This window comes from Parachlamydia acanthamoebae (assembly GCF_000875975.1).
Classification (GTDB): domain Bacteria; phylum Chlamydiota; class Chlamydiia; order Chlamydiales; family Parachlamydiaceae; genus Parachlamydia; species Parachlamydia acanthamoebae.
The window spans coordinates 139,115-158,901 of record NZ_BAWW01000008.1; the positions used below are offsets into that span (position 1 = coordinate 139,115).

General features: G+C 39.4%; 18 protein-coding genes and 1 pseudogene. 14 read left to right on the top strand and 5 right to left on the bottom strand.

Annotated features, from left to right (window positions below):
- Positions 1–187: 187 nt before the first annotated feature.
- Genes rnhC through recN form a run of 3 tightly spaced genes read left to right on the top strand, consistent with a single transcriptional unit; the run spans position 188 to position 3,252 of the window.
- Positions 188–1,102, top strand: coding sequence for a ribonuclease HIII (gene rnhC / locus AOM43_RS04635; protein ID WP_059359382.1), 915 nt, complete (start codon positions 188–190; stop codon positions 1,100–1,102).
- A gap of 47 nt (positions 1,103–1,149) precedes the next feature.
- Complete coding sequence (locus AOM43_RS04640) at positions 1,150–1,590, top strand: hypothetical protein (RefSeq protein ID WP_059359254.1); 441 nt, start codon at positions 1,150–1,152, stop codon at positions 1,588–1,590.
- A 15-nt stretch (positions 1,591–1,605) separates the two neighbouring features.
- Positions 1,606–3,252: a DNA repair protein RecN gene (recN, locus tag AOM43_RS04645; protein ID WP_059359256.1), complete on the top strand. Its 1,647-nt coding sequence runs from the start codon at positions 1,606–1,608 to the stop codon at positions 3,250–3,252.
- Here the strand turns inward: recN and AOM43_RS04650 are convergent.
- A complete protein-coding gene (locus tag AOM43_RS04650; protein ID WP_226987397.1) occupies positions 3,249–4,793 on the bottom strand; it encodes a hypothetical protein in 1,545 nt (514 codons plus the stop codon). The two genes, recN and AOM43_RS04650, sit on opposite strands and share 4 nt — an antisense overlap.
- 239 nt (positions 4,794–5,032) lie before the next feature.
- On the opposite strand from AOM43_RS04650, the gene AOM43_RS13275 reads away from it, so the two are divergent.
- Both AOM43_RS13275 and AOM43_RS13655 read left to right on the top strand, forming a co-directional pair.
- Positions 5,033–5,287 (top strand): hypothetical protein, encoded by a 255-nt coding sequence (locus tag AOM43_RS13275; protein ID WP_006341272.1) that lies wholly within the window; start codon positions 5,033–5,035, stop codon positions 5,285–5,287.
- A gap of 83 nt (positions 5,288–5,370) precedes the next feature.
- A pseudogene (locus AOM43_RS13655) lies at positions 5,371–5,912 on the top strand (IS1 family transposase); the annotation flags it as partial.
- Between the two features lie 70 nt (positions 5,913–5,982).
- Here AOM43_RS13655 and AOM43_RS04660 read toward each other — a convergent pair.
- Positions 5,983–6,354, bottom strand: a complete 372-nt coding sequence (locus AOM43_RS04660; RefSeq protein WP_059359259.1) for a hypothetical protein — start codon at positions 6,352–6,354, stop codon at positions 5,983–5,985.
- Positions 6,355–6,362: 8 nt separating this feature from the next.
- Positions 6,363–6,530 (bottom strand): hypothetical protein, encoded by a 168-nt coding sequence (locus tag AOM43_RS13395; protein ID WP_161792754.1) that lies wholly within the window; start codon positions 6,528–6,530, stop codon positions 6,363–6,365.
- A gap of 239 nt (positions 6,531–6,769) precedes the next feature.
- Between AOM43_RS13395 and AOM43_RS04665 the strand changes: the two genes are divergently transcribed.
- On the top strand, positions 6,770–7,696 hold the full coding sequence (locus AOM43_RS04665) for a hypothetical protein (protein ID WP_013925203.1): 927 nt from the start codon (positions 6,770–6,772) through the stop codon (positions 7,694–7,696).
- Positions 7,697–7,700: 4 nt separating this feature from the next.
- Here AOM43_RS04665 and AOM43_RS04670 read toward each other — a convergent pair whose 3' ends face one another.
- On the bottom strand, positions 7,701–8,396 hold the full coding sequence (locus tag AOM43_RS04670) for an SDR family oxidoreductase (protein ID WP_059359261.1): 696 nt from the start codon (positions 8,394–8,396) through the stop codon (positions 7,701–7,703).
- 26 nt (positions 8,397–8,422) lie between these two features.
- Positions 8,423–9,364 carry a potassium channel beta subunit family protein gene (locus AOM43_RS04675; RefSeq protein ID WP_006340624.1) on the bottom strand — a complete coding sequence of 314 codons (942 nt, stop codon included), beginning with the start codon at positions 9,362–9,364 and terminating at the stop codon, positions 8,423–8,425.
- A 156-nt stretch (positions 9,365–9,520) separates the two neighbouring features.
- On the opposite strand from AOM43_RS04675, the gene AOM43_RS04680 reads away from it, so the two are divergent.
- From AOM43_RS04680 to AOM43_RS13665, 8 genes are all read left to right on the top strand, one after another.
- The gene (locus AOM43_RS04680) at positions 9,521–10,735 is read left to right on the top strand and encodes a TolC family protein (RefSeq protein ID WP_039377207.1); all 1,215 of its coding nucleotides are present in this window, start codon (positions 9,521–9,523) and stop codon (positions 10,733–10,735) included.
- Between the two features lie 8 nt (positions 10,736–10,743).
- Entirely contained in the window at positions 10,744–11,964 is a 1,221-nt protein-coding gene (locus AOM43_RS04685; RefSeq protein ID WP_006340626.1) for an efflux RND transporter periplasmic adaptor subunit, read from the top strand.
- An 18-nt stretch (positions 11,965–11,982) separates the two neighbouring features.
- The gene (locus AOM43_RS04690; RefSeq protein WP_059359263.1) at positions 11,983–15,192 is read left to right on the top strand and encodes an efflux RND transporter permease subunit; all 3,210 of its coding nucleotides are present in this window, start codon (positions 11,983–11,985) and stop codon (positions 15,190–15,192) included.
- Between the two features lie 160 nt (positions 15,193–15,352).
- Positions 15,353–15,889 carry an NUDIX hydrolase gene (locus tag AOM43_RS04695; protein WP_039377219.1) on the top strand — a complete coding sequence of 179 codons (537 nt, stop codon included), beginning with the start codon at positions 15,353–15,355 and terminating at the stop codon, positions 15,887–15,889.
- 1,024 nt (positions 15,890–16,913) lie between these two features.
- Positions 16,914–18,008 carry a hypothetical protein gene (locus AOM43_RS04700; RefSeq protein ID WP_144016260.1) on the top strand — a complete coding sequence of 365 codons (1,095 nt, stop codon included), beginning with the start codon at positions 16,914–16,916 and terminating at the stop codon, positions 18,006–18,008.
- 10 nt (positions 18,009–18,018) lie between these two features.
- Positions 18,019–18,708, top strand: a complete 690-nt coding sequence (locus AOM43_RS04705; protein WP_059359265.1) for a hypothetical protein — start codon at positions 18,019–18,021, stop codon at positions 18,706–18,708.
- 124 nt (positions 18,709–18,832) lie between these two features.
- Positions 18,833–19,150, top strand: a complete 318-nt coding sequence (locus tag AOM43_RS13660; RefSeq protein WP_226987398.1) for a class I SAM-dependent methyltransferase — start codon at positions 18,833–18,835, stop codon at positions 19,148–19,150.
- Positions 19,151–19,160: 10 nt separating this feature from the next.
- Entirely contained in the window at positions 19,161–19,709 is a 549-nt protein-coding gene (locus AOM43_RS13665; RefSeq protein WP_226987399.1) for a class I SAM-dependent methyltransferase, read from the top strand.
- Positions 19,710–19,787 lie beyond the last annotated feature (78 nt).

Genomic DNA, 19,787 nt, shown 5'->3' on the forward strand with positions numbered 1-19,787 from the left:
GCACACTTTCTATTCCTTTCATTTATACATGAAAACGAATTAATCTTAAAACAAGTTGATTTTATTTATTTCGTAAAGAGAGTTTTTAGCTTTTTTGTTGCATCCCGCGGGTATTATCGTTCGTTTTCACATGAAAGCAAAATGGAGATTTTGTATACTTGCTGAAAACCTAATCCTTTTTTGGCACATGCAAGATAAATCTAATCCCAATACTTTTGTTGCAGCTATTGATCTTTCCTTGGCAAAGCAACTTCAAAGCGATCTCATTGAACAAGGCTTCACCTTGTCAACACCTCCTTACACACTGTTTTCAGCAAAAAAGAAGGGCATTTCATGCACGCTTTATCAATCGGGAAAATTGACTGTCCAAGGAAAAGATAAAGACACGTTTATTGAATTCTATCTAGAACCACACATTTTAAAATCGTGTGCTTATACCTACCCGGAACAAATCCATACCACACAAGAAAACCTCCTTGGACGTATCGGCATTGATGAATCGGGAAAAGGTGATTTTTTCGGGCCTTTATGTATTGCTGGTGTTTTTGCAGAAGGGCAGGATATTTTGCGTCTAAAAGCCCTTGGTGTACGGGATTCTAAAACAATCACCGACAAAGACATTTTAAAAATAAGTGCCAAGATTCGAGAATCCTTCACTTATCACATCGTGCGCATTAACCCTTTAAAATATAATGAACTTTATGGAAAATTTCTTAACCTCAATCGCTTACTTGCATGGGGACACGCGACAACTATCGAAAATCTTGTAGAAAAAACACAGTGTCAAGATGTCGTCATTGACCAATTTGCGGCCGAGCATATTGTCATTACCGCATTAAGCAGAAAGAAGCTCAAGGTCAATCTCACTCAAAGACACCGAGCTGAAGAGGATGTTGTTGTGGCAGCCGCCTCCATTCTCGCACGTGCAGCCTTTTTAGAAGGGCTTGAGAAACTCAGCAGAGAATTTGAACTTCCTCTGCCAAAAGGGGCTTCTGCTAAAACGATTGAAATTGGAAGACAATTTGCAAGACAATATGGAAAAGAAGCCTTAGAAAAAGTTTGTAAACTTCATTTTAAAACTCTTGACTCTATTTTGACTTAACCTCAAAATCAAAATTAAGAAAAACCCCTTTAAATAGAGACACCTCTATGAATTCAAGCACACTTTGGCTCATGACATTGTTAGTTTTGGTCGGAATGGGAATCTTGTTTTTGATGAATTTCTCTCCAAATCTCAATACGGCAAGTATCCAAAAAAATCACATTGATCTAAACGATATCAAAGCTGTGACTATCGAGCGTGAGGGAAAACCACACACCTTAAGTCTTGAACAACAAGTTGAACTCGTGAAATACTTAAATCTTTCACAGCCTGTTGAAAAGAAAACATACGAAAATCAAAACGACCAAGTTGATTTTGAAAAAATTATCATTTATCGTTTTAAGCACCCAGAACTGACCATCACTCCTGTAGGCTATATTGGACAGAATCTTCTCTTCTCTGCTCCTGATTTAAATCCTTCAGGCTACATGCGCGATTTCAGCGACGGAAAGCTCAAAAATCTTATTGCACAATCCATAGAAAAATAGTTATTTTTTGTTCCCATGCTGAAACATCTTACTATTCGCAACCTTATTCTTATTGAAAATGTTGAAATCCCCTTTGAAGACCACCTCAACGTTCTTTCAGGAGAAACGGGTGCCGGCAAATCTGCCATCATGCACGCCCTCGCCCTTATTGCAGGTTCTCGAGCCGACTCTTCCTTGATTAGGAATGGTGCCGACAAAGGGAGTGTCGAAGCCATATTCGATATTGAACATTTACCCATTGTCCAAAATCTTTTGGAAGAGGCCGGAATTGAACACGCAACAGAAGAAGAACTCATCGTTCGCAGAGAAATCTCCCTACAAGGGAAAAGTCGCGCTTTCATCAATAACCAGTGTGTTCAACAAGCCCTATTAAAAAAAATTGGTGAGCAGCTACTTGAGATGATCAGCCAACATGCAACACAAAATCTTTTTTCAACCGATCACCACCGGTTGATTTTAGATCTTTACGGCTCACACCATGTGTTAATCAACCAATTTCAGTATAATTGGGATAAAGAAAATGTGCTCAGAAAAAAAATTGCACAGCTCATCGCCGCAGAAGCGCAGAGACTGCGCGAGATAGAAGTCTGCCTATATGAACTGGAAGAGCTCAATGAAGCCGACTTAAAAAATGGGGAAGATGAAGAACTGTTTGCTGAATATCTTCTCCTTTCGAACAGCGAAGAGCGACTATCAAAAAGCCAAACAGTTTATCAGGGATTACAATCTAAGCGCGATGCCTTGCTTCCTCTTTTGAATCAATATGTGGGTGTACTGGAAAAATTGGCAGCTCTAGATCCAATGATTCATGAAATTTATCAATCCTGTCATCACGCGCGTCTTGAATTGCAAGAAGTGGCCTATTCGATGCAAGCTTACATGAATAAAATTGATGTATGTCCCGAAAGGATGCACATCATTAACGAACGACTTTCCTTGATCAATAAACTCAAAAGAAAATATGGCTCTTCCATCGAAGAGATTTACACCTATCAGGAAAAAACGAAGCAAAAACTGCATACATTAGAAAATGTTTCCAACGAAATTGAAGCCTTACAAGAAGAGGTTCTCAAGCTGGCAGCATCGAATACAGAGCTTTGTCAAAGACTTTCTGAACAAAGAAAAAGCTCTGCTAAGCTATTAGAAATTGCTTTGCAAAATGAGCTTCGCTCTCTAAATATGCCCAAGGTTGAATTTCACGTAAGAATCACACCTCAGGCTAGAAATCGAATGGGTGATGAGCATATTGAATTTTTCCTTTCTCCAAATGTAGGGGAAAAAGAAATTGCCATTCGAGAATGCGCCAGTGGTGGAGAACTCTCCCGATTAATGCTCGCCTTGCAAACATTGCTAGCGGGTCATGGACAAATCCCGACACTCATCTTTGACGAAATCGATGCTAATATTGGGGGTGAGACTGCGGCAATTGTAGGAGAAAAGCTAAAAGAAATTGGCCAACAGCATCAGGTGCTATGTATCACCCATTTCCCCCAAGTTGCCCAGCATGCTTTTGCGCATTGGCATATCTTTAAACAAGAGAAAGAAGGGCGCACCTATTCTTCTATTGAACGTTTAGATAAGAAAAAAAGGCAAGCTGAGCTTGCCCGAATGGCCGGAAAGAGTGTAGCTAAGGAGCCTCAATTAGCCTCACTTTCCTCTTAGCATGCAATTTTCGCATAATGGTAGTGAGGTATTATTTTGTATCGATGAATGAATCCGGCATTGATTAAAGCTGTCGCCACTTCCGAAATAACTGTTTCAAAAAGAGGTGTGGGATCATCCGGATTACACAACTTGTTGTACAGAAGAGCTTTTCCATGATGACTTTTCCAAATGTTTTGTACCTGTGCAGTTAACGGATCTCCAATATTCGCTCGCAATTCTATCGTTCTTCCCTCTGATAGAGCATAATTATCCGTTTTCTCCAACTCATCATTAAGTAGTTCCACCATAGCCTTCGCGATTTGTTGTCTACATGCGTCTGCAAATATAACAGGTAAATCTGGATTAATTTTTTGGGTTGCTTCCTCAATTTCATGAGAAGAAAGGTATTTGAGATAAGCTTCCCGCTTCACTATTTTTCGATTGAGGCGGTTTTTGATTTTAGGAATTTCGGCATTTAGTGCTTGATAACTCTTACCATCCAACTGCGATTTGGCCTCTTCACAATAATAATCCATCATATCCAAAGGAATACTATTAAAAAATCCGTTATTTTTGCCTGCTGCTCCACGTAACAATCCTCCAACGAGAGAAGTCTCATCAAGATCAATCAAAGCAATTTGCCCTTCTCTTGTAAAAGGGATGTTATCATATTTTACATCCCCAAAATTGGTAGTAGAAATAAAGGTTAGAAGGTGAGAATAAACAATTTTTGTATATTCTCTCAGCTCTGGGTCATTCCAACAATAAGCATGCATCCCCTTTTGCCCAGCATAACTCCCTGCAAATAGATCCATTTTCTCTTGGATGATTACACATCTTCCATTCACCTCAATCACATCTGTGGCTGGGATCCGAATGGTATATAAATTCTTTTTATTCACAACTTTCCGAGCGCGTTCTACAACGTCTATATATTCTTGAGCTTTTTGGAAATCGTCCATAGGTTTAAACACAACATGAGGCATGCAATCCAAAAAGAAGACTCGATTACACCCACCTCGCACAACTTTTCCACCCTCAAGAGCTCGGGGATTATCCCAATTAATTTTTTCTAAAATTCTTTTTTGTTGCTCATCCAAAGTTAAATCAAAGGTTTTTTCAGCACCCGCTTTATTGTTGAAAATACATAAAGCGTTATTTTTAAAATGTTCAATTGCCGCAGTTCTTTCCTGAATTTTTTGTGGATTAGCAGCCAATACTACCACTTTATGCGCTGCTTTTTTTTGAGGTTTCACCTGAGGTTTAGAGGGAGTAACGGGTTGATTAATAAAAAATGCATGCTTGTGGCGACCGATGAGCTTTCCAACAAACATGATAAGCGGAACAACTCCTGTTATAAAACTTGCAACTTTTAGAATATTAAGGGGAATACTCTGTTTAACTTGAATTTCTTCCACATGGTGCCCATTAATTCCATTAACTGTGCAAGGTGCGATCACCCGATATTTTCTTCCTGAAAAAGAAAAATATGCATCAAAAAAAGCAACAGACATTCCCGAATTAAAACTAATCGCTTTATTAAAACTTAATGGAGTCATTATCAACCTTACCTATGGATTTAATTAAATTAAATTAAAAAAAATAACATTTCCCTTAAAAAATAGCAATAAAATCGGACAGAAAAGATATAGATAAAAATTTAGCTCAATCTTATTGATGTAATCAATACAGTTGTTCCTCGGAACGAAACCATACCTATACATTTGAAAACTTTGCTAAAACCACCGCTGCATTTGTAAATGCTCTTGGTCTTGATCAATACGTCATTTATTTGATTATGGTGCTCCCACAGGACTTCGTCTGGCTCTTTCTCAACCAAAAACGGATCCGAGCCATAATTTCACAAAATGAGAATGCCTATGAAGAAGGGCTTGGCGATGCATGGGCCCCCATTCGTCGCTACTGGGAAACATCAAATAATACCAACCGAGATGCTTTACGTGAATTTTTAGAATTGGAAGCTATACGCAGACAGTATACCTATGGCGTACCAAGATCCTATACAAGTAGCTCCAGACAGCTACATACTTGACGACGCATTGCTTCAACGACCTGGAAATGAGGATATACAACTCAATCTCTTTTTTTCACCTCATACACAACTTTTGATCATATCTCGAGGGCATTTGTCGAATTTTTACCGTCAGTATGCCGTGGCTTTTATAATTCATTAACGAAATTGTTGAGGATTTGCCTGAGAACTTAAATACCACAGTAACTAACACAGAAGAGTTCGAAGTCGCCGTTACTGAATTGGATGAACAGTGGAGCTATGTAGGGAGCAAGAATAATCAGCAATGGCTTTGGCTAGCTTTTCACTTGCCTACGCGACAAGTTTAGCGAAGCATGTGGGTAAAACGCACACAAAAAGATGCTGAACGCTTGCTGGGAAAATTACCTGAAGACTTAAAAAAAAGCTATCTTATACAGATAAATTCTCAGTGTACTATGAAGTTGTTCCTTGGATACAACACCGACCAGTCGGAAAGGAATCAGGAAAAACGAGTTACATTGAAAGATTTAATAATACGCTCAGACAAAGATGTGTACGACTTGCAAGAAAAACGCTATCATTCTCAAAGAAACTTGTAAATCATGTCGGGATGATCAAATATTTTATTTGTGATTACAATCAACATCGATCATTACATATTTAGGACTACCTCTTTCTGATAACTTCCATTGCACAAATCATAATGATCTGAAGGAGGCAGTTCCACTATATGCCTAATCAAAATCGTTCGGCTCACTTGGAGTTGCAACATAAGTTCCTAATTGATCTAAGTGAAAAATCCAAGGCTCATAAGTATCTGTTGAAAAAATTTCTATTTTCTGCCCATTAGATAAGAAAAATACCGGATCAATTTTCAACGATTCATTTTGAAATCCAATTTCTTTAATTTCCATGTTTTCAAAATTGGCAATAAGACTCGTAGAATCTTTATCAAAACATCCAAATACTATCTTTTTTTCTGCTGAAATTCGCCAAGAACTTAAGGAACTAAAACCCCAAGAAGATCCGTGCATATGAAAAGTGGTTCCATTCCATTCGATTTTTAAAATTTTTAAAGGTAGATATCTTTTAACTTGTATCAGCATGGATTCTATCATGGGCCTAAAAGGTTGGCAAAAGAAATACGGCCATCACTGTCATCCGTCGTTGAGCGGGGAATTTTAACCACTTCGTTCGAGGGTTCAGACGTGAGATTTTCTTCTGCCATCAAGGGGTTAAGGAGCAAAATTAGGCTGGCTAGTAGATTTAGAAAAGATCTCATGTCACCCTCTTCAAAATAAAAATGAATAAAACAGAGGGTTTATATTAAAATTGAAAATAGTAATCAACATTTTTCTCTATTTTCTCCAAATTCAAATATCAGGCTTAAAATGATTTTCGCAATTTTGGAATGATCGCTTCTCCAAAAAACAAAACATGATGCTCATCTAATTCTTGACGAGATGTTTTACTTCGTATACAAATAACTTCTTTTAGAACCTTTACCAAGTGGAGCTTCTCGTGAAATACCTAGTCCGCTTTCTCCTTCCGACACTTCTAATCTGCATGTCAACATTGCATGCTGATGTAGAAGAAACTGCAATTTCGACTGAGCAAATCACAAAAAATGCAGATGTCCAAGGAGGACCATTTACACTTCTTACGAGTTTTGATGCTGTTGCTCCTGCAAAGTTCACAAAAGACGAAATCGATCACCAAAAACTTCGGTTTCAACAGGGTGAGACTTCACTTAACGCGGTTGTCTATTACAATCGTGCCTGCGAGGAAGGCTTAGCTCTCGGCGTTGGTTACACCTATAATAAAATAGCATGGGACCAAAATCCTTTTTTTGATCAACAAAACTTTAATGCCTACAATGTGCTAATCACAGGCTTTACGAAACGTTTATGCGATTGGGATTGGAAAGCTCAAATTCTTTATGCCTTAGATATTGATCATCCCGATTTTGACGATTACTCCACCTGGGATTTACTTTTGTGGGGCCGCTATACCTATTCTTGTTTAGCGGGAATCCATTTAGGCTTTTATGCCCAAACAGGGATGGAAGCTGATCGCGTCGTTCCCGTCTTAGGTTTCGACTGGCAATTTAGTCGTGACTGGAAGCTAAATGCTGTTTTTCCAGTGAAAATGTCTCTTGTTTATACATTTGATCCGCATTGGTGCACGCTTGTGGCCGCACGTTTTTTTAGCGCACGCTGCCGTGTCGGTTCAAATGAACCTTTGGGAAAAGGCATTATTGAATATCGGAATGTGGGTGTGGAGTGGGCCATTAGATATGAATGGGATCCTTACATTACAGCAGATGCTCATATTGGTTATAGTTCAGGTGGAAAACTTAAAATTTCCAACCGCAATCACAACCATGCGACACACTTGAAATTTGACAGTGCGCCCTACGTTGGAGCAATGCTTAACTTCAATTTCTAATCGTCTACCAGTCTAGAGGCTGTCCATCACGGAAAAATCCGCCTGATGGACCGCCTGTAGGCAATAAAGCTCCCCAGACAATGCTTTTACCCCCCTCTTCTAGCGATCGCGGTGCACTTTCTCCTCCCATATCTGTTTTAACCCATCCTGGACATATGGAATTGACCAGTACATCAACGCCTTTCATTTTAGCAGCAAAGACACAGGTCACAGCATTTAAAGCCGTTTTCGAAATCGCATAGGCCTCGTATTCACCAGACATTTCACAAAGCTGGCCAGCACCACTTGAGACGTTGACGATACGCCCCCACTTTTGTCTATACATGACGGGAGCAAAAAGTTCACATAGATGATAGGCTCCAACCACATTTGTCTCGAGTGTTTCTCTTAAAATCACATCACGAGGTTTTGATTGATCGGCATCAATAAAAATAGCGGCATTGTTCACTAAAACATCTAAGTGTCCAATCTCTTTTAAAATACTATGAAAAAGCTCTTCAATACTTTTTGAGCTTGCAACATCTAGTGGATAGTAAGTTGCATTAATACCTTGTTTTCGCAATTCTTCAACTCTAGGTTTCCCCTTTGCAGGGTCTCGGCTTGTTAAAAGAATTTGAAATCCTTGAGCTCCTAGCTGTCGACACGTTTCTAATCCCAACCCCTTATTTCCGCCTGTCACAAGGGCGACTTTTTGATTCATGTTCTTTATCCTTAACCTTGCGTCATTCAACTTTGTAAAATACCTTCGATCGCCTGCATGACTTCATCGGTCAGCTGCAGCTTAACTTGTTCCGCTCCCAAATTTTCTTGTAGTTGAGGGATTGATGATGCCCCTAAGATTACAGAACTCACATGGGGATTTTTTAGGCACCAAGCAATGGCTAACTGAGATAAGGTGCAAGATAATTCGTGCGCGATTTTTTCTAATGCTTTCACTTTTGCAATTTTTTCTTTCGTCAATCGATTACGTAATTCTTCATGTCGGTACAGGCGACTTCCTGGAGGAATTTCTTCATTATATTTGCCTGTAAGAATGCCAGATTCAAGTGGACTCCAAATGGTGGTTCCCATTCCATATTTATGGTAAAGAGAGGCATATTCTTCCTCTACCCGTGCACGTTGAAACATATTATATTCTGGTTGCTCCATAGCTGGTGGAATAGCATGAATTGCCCGTGCAATCTGATGAGCTTCTTCGATATCTTCTGCACGCCATTCTGACGTGCCCCAATAAAAAGCCAATCCTGATCGTACTAAAACATCCATAGCCCTGACTGTTTCTTCAATGGGTGTAGTAGGATCTGGTCGATGGCAAAATAAAAGATCTACATAGTCAAGTTGTAGGCGACGTAATGACCCTTTTGTCCCTTCTACAAGATGTTTCCAGTTTAATCCTGTCGCATTGGGTCCTTTGCCTCCCCAAAAAATTTTTGTTGATATCACGAGGTCTTCTCTTCGCAGATCCTTTATAGCTTCTCCCATCAAAAGCTCAGAAGCGCCATTTGCATAAACTTCTGCATTATCAAAAAAATTGATCCCCGCATCAAAAGCCATTTTTAAGCACTGTCGGATGTTATTTAAATTTAAATTGCTTCCAAAAGTAATCCAGGATCCAAAAGATAGTTCACTGACCTTTAGACCCGCTTTTCCTAATCGTCTATATTCCATGTAAGTCCCCGCGTCTATTGATAACATGAGCCGATAGTACCAAATCAAAGATTTAAATCAACAAGAGCTCTCATTTTGATTATATTAAAATTTCAACTTTGATTTTTTTTTAGAATCTGACACAATCCGCTTTTGAACGAAACATAGTAGTTAAAAATGAACACTCGTTATTTATATTTTTTTCCACTCCTCGCTTTGATCAGCTTTCAGCCTATTTTAGGAGAGGATGTCGAAACATTCCCTCTTGATTTTGAAACAGCTTGGCAAAGAGTTTTACAAAGCTCACCTATGCTGCAAATTGCCAATGAGGAAACAGCGATCTGGCAAGCTGAGCAGAGGCAAGCGACCCTTTATCCGAATCCGCTATTTGTTCTCGAAGTCGACCATGACATGACCTATGCCGTATCTCAAATTATTGAACCTGCCGGGAAACGAGTCCAACGCTATCGAGTAGCCTCAAAAGGGAAATCCATAGCAGAGTGGACTGTGGAAATCCTATGTAGGGATTTACGTCAGGAGGTTTCCTTAGCCTTTCTCCACATTGCATTGATGCAAGAGAAAATGAAAATTGTGGATGAGCGTCGATTGCTCTCTGAAAAAATTCTACAAAGCTCAAATTCAAAAGTTGCCATAGGAAAAAAAGACTCCCTTCACGCCTGCAAAGCCCAAATCGCCCATCGATCAAGCCAATTAGCTTGTACGAAATTGCAAGCGAACTTTGATAAAATTAAGAAGGGACTTTGTATGAAATGGGGAAAGGTTGAGCCGGATTTTAAATCGGTTTCATACCCGTTATTTTCACTACCTTCCCCTCCACCCCGCGAGTATTTAGAGGGATTATTAAAAAAAAATCCTCGCTATTTGAAGGAAACAGATGGGGTCCATTTGGCTCTCGAAAGCTTACATTTGCAAAGGGAAGAAAGAGTCCCGAATGTCGAGGTAACAGCCGCTTACTCACTTGATGATGGTTTTTGTTTTGACTTCGCCATCCCACTACCTATTTTTAATCGTAATCAAGAAAACATTTGTAAAGCTAACCATCGCCTAAATCAAGCTCAATTGGCTCAAACCAAAGTGTATCAAGAATTACGAGCAGAATTTTTAGAGGCCTATCAACATTTCTCAACTGCCTATCAACATGCCAAGATGGTAGAAACAGAAATGCTTAATGAAGCCCTGCAAACCATGGAATTGACTGAAGAAGGTTATCAAAAAGGTAAAATCGGGTTTGGAGATTGGATGGAAATGAAAAATACCATTTTTGCACTGCGTGAAGAATATTTGGAATACTTAAGAGATTACCACGAGGCAAAAATACGTTTAGAAACTTTAATAGGAACAAACTTCCTATGCACACACCAACCTTATTAGGGTTAAAGATGAAAAATATTTTCGGTGTCATTATTGCGTTAGTCCTCATAGCGATCAGCTTGTTAGCAGCTTTTTCTCTTTGGGAAAAATCTCCCAATGAAAAACTTAAAGTTGAAGATGAAGATGATCATCATCACAACCACCACCATCATGCGCATGGTGATCATGAACACGATCATGACGATTTTATTACCTTTTCTGACGAACAAATCTTCTCTGGCAATATTTCTCTCGAAGAGGCTTCGTTTGGAACTTTAAAAGAAATGATTACCGCATCGGGTCGAATTCGAATGCATCCCGACAAAATCGCTTACATCGTTCCTAAAGTGAGTGGAATTGTCGTAGAAGCCAAAAAAAATGTCGGCGACACTGTTGCAGCAAATGAAATCTTGGCTGTTCTCGAAAGCCGTGAAATGGCAGAAGCCAAAGCCGTCTTTTTAGCTGCTCTTAAACGGGAAAGATTAAAAAATCGAGTATTCCAACAAGAAAAAGAGCTTTATGAAAAGAAACTCTCTTCCGAACAAGATTTCCTCCAAGCAGAAGCAAACTTTGAAGAAAGTGTCATTGATCTGGAACTCGCCAAACAACACCTTCTCGCGCTAGGCATTCGAGAGAATGAAGTGAACCAGCTCGATAAAGACACCCGTCCGCTACGTTACTACATGCTGCGGGCGCCCTTTGCAGGAACCGTTGTTCATCGTCACCTCACACCTGGAGAGTTGATTGAAACAACACATGAGGCCTATCAGATTGCAGACCTTTCAACTTATTGGGTGGAATTAGATATTCCGGCCACTGATTTTTACAAAGTAAAAGTCGGTCATCCTATTGTGTTGCAAACATGCGAAGGAAGAGAATCTCCTGCTGAAATTTCTTACGTCAGTCCTCTGCTGAACGAGGAAAATCGAAAGGGAACAGCTGTTGCACTCATTTCGCAAGATGCTTTAAATAGCCCAGCTGGAACGTTCGTATTTGCCCAAATTGAAACAGGTTGCTGCTCTCCTCCCCTTGTAATTCCCAAAGAAGCTGTCCAAAAGATGGAGGGGATGCAAGTGATTTTCGTTAAAGAAACAGCAGGCTTTCATATCCGACCTGTGGAAGTAGGTCGACAGGATAATAAACAAATTGAAATTATCTCAGGCCTATCTGCAGGTGAAATTTTTGCTGTCAAAAATGCCTTTTTAATCAAAGCAGAACAAGGAAAAGCAGAAGCTCATCATGAACATTAAAAATTGCAAGGACTGGGCATGATCGAAAAAATCATTAAGTTTTCTGTAACCAATCGCTATCTGGTTTTGATTTTAACGTTAATGGCAGCGGGTTATGGCCTTTATTGTTTGAAATATCTTCCGATCGATGCGGTACCTGATATCACCAATAATCAGGTCCAAATCAACACGGTAGCGTCTGGATTTTCCCCCTCCGAAGTGGAAAAGCAGATTACTTTTCCGATAGAAAATAGCCTTTCCGGAATTCCTGGCTTAGAGACAACACGCTCGCTTTCTCGAAACGGATTTTCTCAAGTCACAGCTATTTTTGATGATCGTGTAAACATTTATTTTGCCCGTCAACAGATTGCTGAAAAACTAAATGAAGCTAAGGAAAGCTTGCCTGAAGGGATAGATCCTGCCATGGGTCCGATTGCCACCGGTTTAAGCGAAATCTACATGTGGACAGTAGAGTACGCACACCCAGATGGAATAGGAGCACATACTCAGCCAGGAAGGCCAGGCTGGCAAGGAAATGGTGCCTATCTAACTCCTGAAGGACAAAAACTTAAAACCTCGGCAGAATTAGAGGCCTATCTTAGAACCGTCCAGGATTGGATTATTCGCCCTCAACTTAAAAGAATCCCCGGTCTTGCTGAAATAGATTCGATTGGTGGATATACTTTACAGTATCATGTAGAACCTTCCCCTGAAAAAATGCTTGCATTGGGTATTACCTTTCAAGATATTCTGCAAGCGCTGAAATCCAACAACCTGAACGTTGGTGCAGGCTACATCGAGCAAAATAGTGAAGCCTATGTTGTAAAAGGTGATGGACGGATCGAAAATCCAGAACAAATTGGTGAAATTACTTTAAGAGCCCATCATGGCACAAGTATAAAAATTCGAGATGTCGCAGATGTCGTGATTGGAAAGGAGCTGCGTTCGGGTAGTGCATCTGAAAATGGACGTGAAATTGTGATTGGCACAGCCATGATGTTGATCGGAGGCAATAGTCGCACCATTGCACAAGCTGTCGATCAAAAAATGCAGCATATCCAGCATAGTTTACCTCCCGATATTCGCACAACCACGGTCCTAAACCGCACCACGCTTGTAGATGCCACGATTGAAACGGTTATCAAAAATCTTGCTGAAGGTGCCCTGCTCGTGATTTGTATCCTATTTCTCATGCTGGGCAATTTTCGAGCAGCCTTTGTTACAGCCTGCGTTATTCCCCTTTCGATGTTATTAACTGCCGCCGGCATGCTGCATTCCAAAATTAGCGGAAACTTAATGAGCCTAGGAGCCTTAGACTTTGGATTGATCGTCGATGGCGCAGTCATTATCACTGAAAATTGTCTACGTCGCATAGCCCTTCATCAGCAACAATTAAACAGAACCTTGAATTTGCAGGAAAGATTGGATGAAATTTATGCCTCAGCAAAAGAAATGGTTCAACCGACAGTTTATGGGCAGCTCATAATCTTAATCGTCTACTTTCCTCTTCTAACCTTTTCGGGTGTCGAAGGTAAAATGTTTGAACCCATGGCTTTAACGGTCATTTTTGCTCTCATCGCCGCCTTCATTTTGTCGATTACCTTCATCCCCGCTTTGCTTGCCATTCTTTTAAGTACACGTGTGACGGAAAAAGAAAACTGGCTTGTGCTAACTTGCAAAAACGTCTATTGCCATTTTTTAGAAAAAGCCCTTCATCGCCCTTTAGCGGTTGCTTCTGTCGGTTCACTGTTCATTATCTGCTCTGCAGTCCTCTTTTTAGAACTGGGACAAGAATTTGTGCCTACATTGGATGAAAAAGATTTGGCCATCAACGTCTCTCGTATCCCTAGCACTTCCTTAACACAATCTACATCGATGCAGCTAGTTGTAGAAAAAACGTTAAAATCTTTTCCAGAAGTAGCCTTGGTTTTCTCTAAAACAGGTACAGCTGAAATGGCATCTGATCCCATGCCTCCCAACGTATCGGACACGTTTGTGATGCTAAAACCACGTTCTGAATGGCCAAATCCTTATCTTTCCAAAGCAGCATTGATCGAAAAATTGGAAAATGCCTTGGAAAAGCTTCCGGGAAACAACTATGAGTTTACACAACCGATTGAATTGCGCTTTAATGAACTGATTGCAGGGGTGAAAAGCGATGTAGCTGTAAAAGTATATGGAGATGATTTCGATCTCATGCAAAAAACGGCACATTCCATTGCTCATACGCTTTCAAAAATACCCGGAACGGCAGACGTTCAAGTTGCCCATACACATGGTTTACCTGTTTTACAAGTAAACGTCAAAAGAGAAGAAGCCAATAAGCTAGGCATTCCAATTGCAGATATTTTCGATCTAATTTCCATTGCAGTGGGAGGAAGCAAAGCTGGAATTCTCATGCAAGGAGATCGAAGTTTTGACCTTCTTGTTCGTTTACCAGAACATTTAAGACATGACGTCACTGCCATTGGTAATTTACCTTTGCCATTGCCCCATCTGAGTTCTATGTCCATTCCTTTAAGAGAAGTGGCCATGTTGGACTTAACAGAAGGACTGAATGAAATTAGCCGTGAAGATGGAAAGCGCATCGTGACTGTCCAAACGAATGTACGTGGGACGGATTTAGGTTCATTTGTCAAACAGGCAAAAGAAAAAATTCAAACAGAGGTTTCGATTCCTCCCGGATATTGGTTAGAATGGGGAGGTCAATTTGAACATCTGATCTCATCTCGTGAACGTTTATTCCTCGCGATTCCTCTATGCTTTTTTCTGATTTTCCTGCTGCTATTAAGCGCCCTTCACTCAGTACGTGAATCGCTCGTTGTTTTCACAGGTGTGCCATTTGCTTTAACAGGAGGAATCGCATCCTTATGGCTCTGCGGAATACCTTTCTCCATTTCAGCTGCTGCTGGATTTATCGCGCTATCAGGAATTGCCGTTTTGAATGGCTTGGTGATGATGTCATGCATTCAACAACTCATGAAAGAAGGAATGCCAACTTTAGAAGCGATTTTTAAAGGCGCTTTAATACGATTCAGACCCGTTTTGATGACTGCATTAGTCGCTTCGCTTGGTTTTCTCCCCATGGCACTTGCCACAGGTACAGGAGCTGAGGTTCAGAAACCGCTCGCCATCGTCGTGATTGGAGGCCTAATCACCTCGACATTTTTGACCCTTTTCGTCCTGCCTGTTTTATGCAAGCTATTCCTGCGCCCTAATCATCAGGCTGCCAAGGGTCTCGAACAGTAAATGGGATATTTTGTGAGAGCTGCAACAGCTATCCCAACATATCCCACTGGTCCAGTCGTCTTGTGCTGTAGAAATGAATTGGCTTGGAGATTTTAATAGATGATTTTACGTAGCATACTTGATCAATAATAAAACCTCTTTGACTTAAGGACAATGGCCAATGCAAGCTTTGTTTTCATTTACGCTTACCTTTATCCTCACTTGTCATGCTTTATTCACGTTTGTCCAAGCTGGAGAAAGTTCTAGAAGACAATATTTTGAACTCCTGGAGAATTTTCCAAAGTTAATCGAATCTCAAGGAAATTATGCCGATGGTGAAATCCAAATTGTCTTAGATGCACAAGAAATGGCTTTAATTGAAGAAAGTACGGCAAGGGATGTTGGAGTTATAGTGAAGGATAAGTATTGGTTATGGATTAATGATGCGTGCATATTTCCGAATGGGAAAAAAGGCGTGTATGGAAGAATTTTATGGGTTAACTCTTTAGAATCATGTCCTGGAGTAGCAGTAATGCCCGTTATGTCTAACGGTAAAATTATTTTAAATTGCAATTATCGTCATGCGACGCGTTCTTGGGAAATCGAACTTCCTCGAGGTGGCATAAACTTCGGAGAAAAGGTAGAAGCTGCGGCCAAGAGAGAAACTATCGAAGAAAAGTGCTGTTGTTCCAATTTATATGGCAAAAGTAATTGGTGATCAGCCTCCTCAACGTGAAGATTCGGAAGCGATCGAAGAAATTTTATGTTTGACCCTATCTGAAATAAAGCAGGCTTTTATACAGGGTTACTATGAACATAAGGTAAGAGGGATACAAAAACAAATCCCATTTAGAGATCCGTTTCTTGCTTACGCAATCCTAATGTATGAACTTAAAACCAATATTAATGGTAGTAAGGACCTATGAAAAATAGCCATATTAGCGAGTTTGGCAAGGTTTGCACTTAAATTGCTCCAATAACAGCAGGAAGAAGTGAAGGCTATTTTTATGAAATAGGACTCATAACCCGTCGGTCCCTGATTCAAGTCCAGGTTGCCCCATCTTTCCCAAATTCCCTTGTTTTTATTTTCTCTTAGGAAATATCTCCTCATCTTCTAACAACTTCTTCAATGTGAAAACCATCCAAAAAGTCGATCCGCCCTGCAGGGGCAGCATAATTGAAAATCACAACTTTTTCATTTAAATTCATTTCACTTAACCTTGAAAATCGGCTTGAGAGTAGCTCCATACCAAACTTAAAATGTGTGATTTAAAACTCATCCAGACATCACGATGTTCCGTACAATTGAACTAAATTTTCAAGCAAATTTCTTGATTGAATTCCCAGGCGAGATTCCAATACTTCAAGAAATTGGATCTAAAAACGCCTTTCAAGAATTTGTGATCCCTTCTCTTAACGTTAATCATGAAATTGATCAATTCATTTAGATCGTCATTTACAGTTTGAATTAAAAAAATTCGAATTGGTGTATTTTGCAAATAGATACTAAAAAGGGACAATTATTAAACATTTTTCAATTTTCGAATAAACACTAAAATCTCTTCTCACCTTTTTGTGGGCATTCGATCAAAACACTTTCTCTCCAATTGTTCCCTACTTATATTGGCTCTATTCAGAAATAAGGCGTTTTAATATTATTTCGCCGATGCATTAAATTTACATCGACGTTGATGAGTTCAATACTTGTACAAAGTCGAGATTACAACATGAGAGAGGTAGCAATGTCAATGTTTGTACGCCCCGGAGGATTAGGATTTAGTGATAGTTTCACTGCATTAGATATCAAAAACCGAGCAGATAGAGATGGGATTGAGAGAAAAAAAGCTAAGATGCGGGAAAAATCTCGGACAACGCTTTCTGAAATAGATGAACTGGCAAAATCCTGTTCGACTACTCAGGATAAAGAATTTCTAGTAGAATTAAAAAAAGTATGCCTATCAATATTTCAAACGATTAAAGAATTTCCCACAAATTCAAGTGCAATAGAATTAAAATCCCAAATAAATTCATTGACAGCTCATACATTTGAAAAACTAAAATATTTTGTTACTGATGATGAAGATATTCAGGTCGAGTTAATTCACACAGTGAAACCTCTTCTGCAAAAAGAAGTCAATTACCATTATGACTGCTTTTTACAAGCACAAACACCACCTGATGACCCTGCATTCTACGAATTTTTGGATATGAGAAAAGATTCCAAGGTCAAACTAGCCAAAGAAGAGGCGTTAAATAAGATTAAGATATTGCTTAGCGAGGGTAGTAAATTTTTTCAGAGAAACGACGTACTCTTATGTGTTGACATTGCCCCATGGGAAAGAGGAAAAGAACTTGACAAGGTATGGGTCAAAGATTTGGCTGATGATCTTAAAGTAGCCTCAATTAAAGCAAATACGATAGCTGAAGCTTTGGAAAAATCAGAATCTCCTGCTCGTTTACAAGGTTCATACCTAAATGGATCTGGACTACCTAAAGTTGTTGTGGTAATTGCTACAGACTCATTACATAAAGCGAAATCTGAAAACAGTCTCTGCGGTCAAAAAGAAGAAATGTGGCTTGATGCGATTGAAGGAATAAGAGGACTTCAAAGAAAAATCATCCCAGTTCGGTTAGGTGCTCATCAAACTTTTTGGCCAAACGGTCGCTATCATCATAATGATTTTCAGGAGCCTTTATTAACACAATTTCCTGTCCCAAGAAAGGGATATTTCACTGTTTTATTTAATGACATCATACAACCATTGATAAAAAAAGAAGACCTTCAAAGATACGCTGAAATTGTCGATACGTTTAATCAAAAAATCAAAGAAAATTAAAGGCAACTCTATGAATAATCTTACCTTTCAAAGACCTTCCGGTGGTTTTTCGGATAAACTGACTAGTGAAACAGTCCAGCAAAAACATGAGGATCAAGAAAAAAAAGTTTATAAAAAAAAGAAAAAAGAAATTCAAAATTACGTTTTAAAATACTTCAATGAAATGTCATGGGAATTTGATACCCAAAATATCGGCCATTCCACACTTTCAAAACTTCAATCTAAAATGACCAAACGGGGATTTTCTTGTAAGCATATGAAGGCAGAGTATTGCCCGGGGGGAATGGGTGACCATGGTGGTTTTACTAAACCAAAACTAATAGTATCTCTTACCGAAAACCCTATTGAAGAAGATGATGGATACTTCAGTGATGGTTGGGAGCCTAAATTTAAAGCGTCGGAAATAAAAAAGAAAATTCAAGAGTCTTTGAATAAGCAATATCAAGAATTAACCTCTAAAATTGAAGCTACAATTCTCAAATATCCCGGGTATCATGAATATACATTAAAACCGAATTCGATTTCACCTATTGTGATGGGATGGGTAAAAGAATCCTTAGAAGAGCGTGGTTTAATTGTGAAGCATGTGAATGAAATGTGCCCAAGTGATATTGGAGGGTCTTACACTGAATTCACCAATTATTGGAAAATCATTAACCCTAAAATTAACAATTATCGAAGCACAGAAATTTATTTATAACGGATAAGAGGATTCAAACCAATCAATTAAGGAGAGGTCGTTAGACCTCTCTAAAAGATCGATTAAAAAAGACAAATTCCTGCTATCCATTGTGTTCAGGAATTTTGATGGTGAGGAGATTTTAATGACCATATCTTATGCAGAAGCAACGACGTTCATCAAACCAATCTCTCACGCTCAAGCCCCACATTTTTCGGAAAAAGGGCAAGTCGAACAATATGCCAATAATTCGACATATCAGTGGGATGGTGCCATGAAGATTTTTGAATTATTTAGATTCAATGGAACTGAAAGGGTGCTTGACCTTGGGTGTGGCGATGGAAAAGTGACTGATCATCTTTGCCAACATCGCACCAAAAACCATGTTCGGGGCATTGACATCTCGGAAAAAATGATAGAAAGAGCCTCGCAGAGCTATTTTAATCCACGTCTCACTTTTTAGAGTCGCAGACATGACTAACTTCTCAACTGAAGAAAAATACGATGTTGTTCATGCCGGATATTCTCTTCACTATGGAGATGCAGAAAAAGCTTTGATCTGCATGTTAAGGTGCTTAAAACCCGGTGGAGCAGCTCTTATTACATTACCTGGTAAGTTTGACAGTTCACTGGCTGTTCATTCAGACCGTCTCTCACGATCTGAGAAATGGAAGAATGACTTTAGAGAATTTAAAAGCACACGAACATACTATAATTCTAGAGAATTTTCTGAGTTGCTATATAAAGTGGGGTTTATCCCCAAACATGTTGAGACGATCCTGCAAAAGGTCGAATTTTCCGATCAAGATGCAATAGAAGCCTACTATTTACCAGTTTCCGCCCATGCACACTACCTCCCTGAATTTCAGCGCGCTGACTTTATTTCTGATCTCATTTCGTTAGTTCTAAGTGAAAATTATGAAATTGAGGCCACAGAAAAACCCTTTATCTATCAAAATAAGCTAGAAGTGATCGCTATCAAACCCAGCTCAGAATGCTGTGCACTGTTTACTGACAAATAGATGGTTCCTCCACAAGATAGATATTCCTCTTCTAGTTGACCCATATTATGGGTCAACTAGAAGAGGTTCTGTATCTAT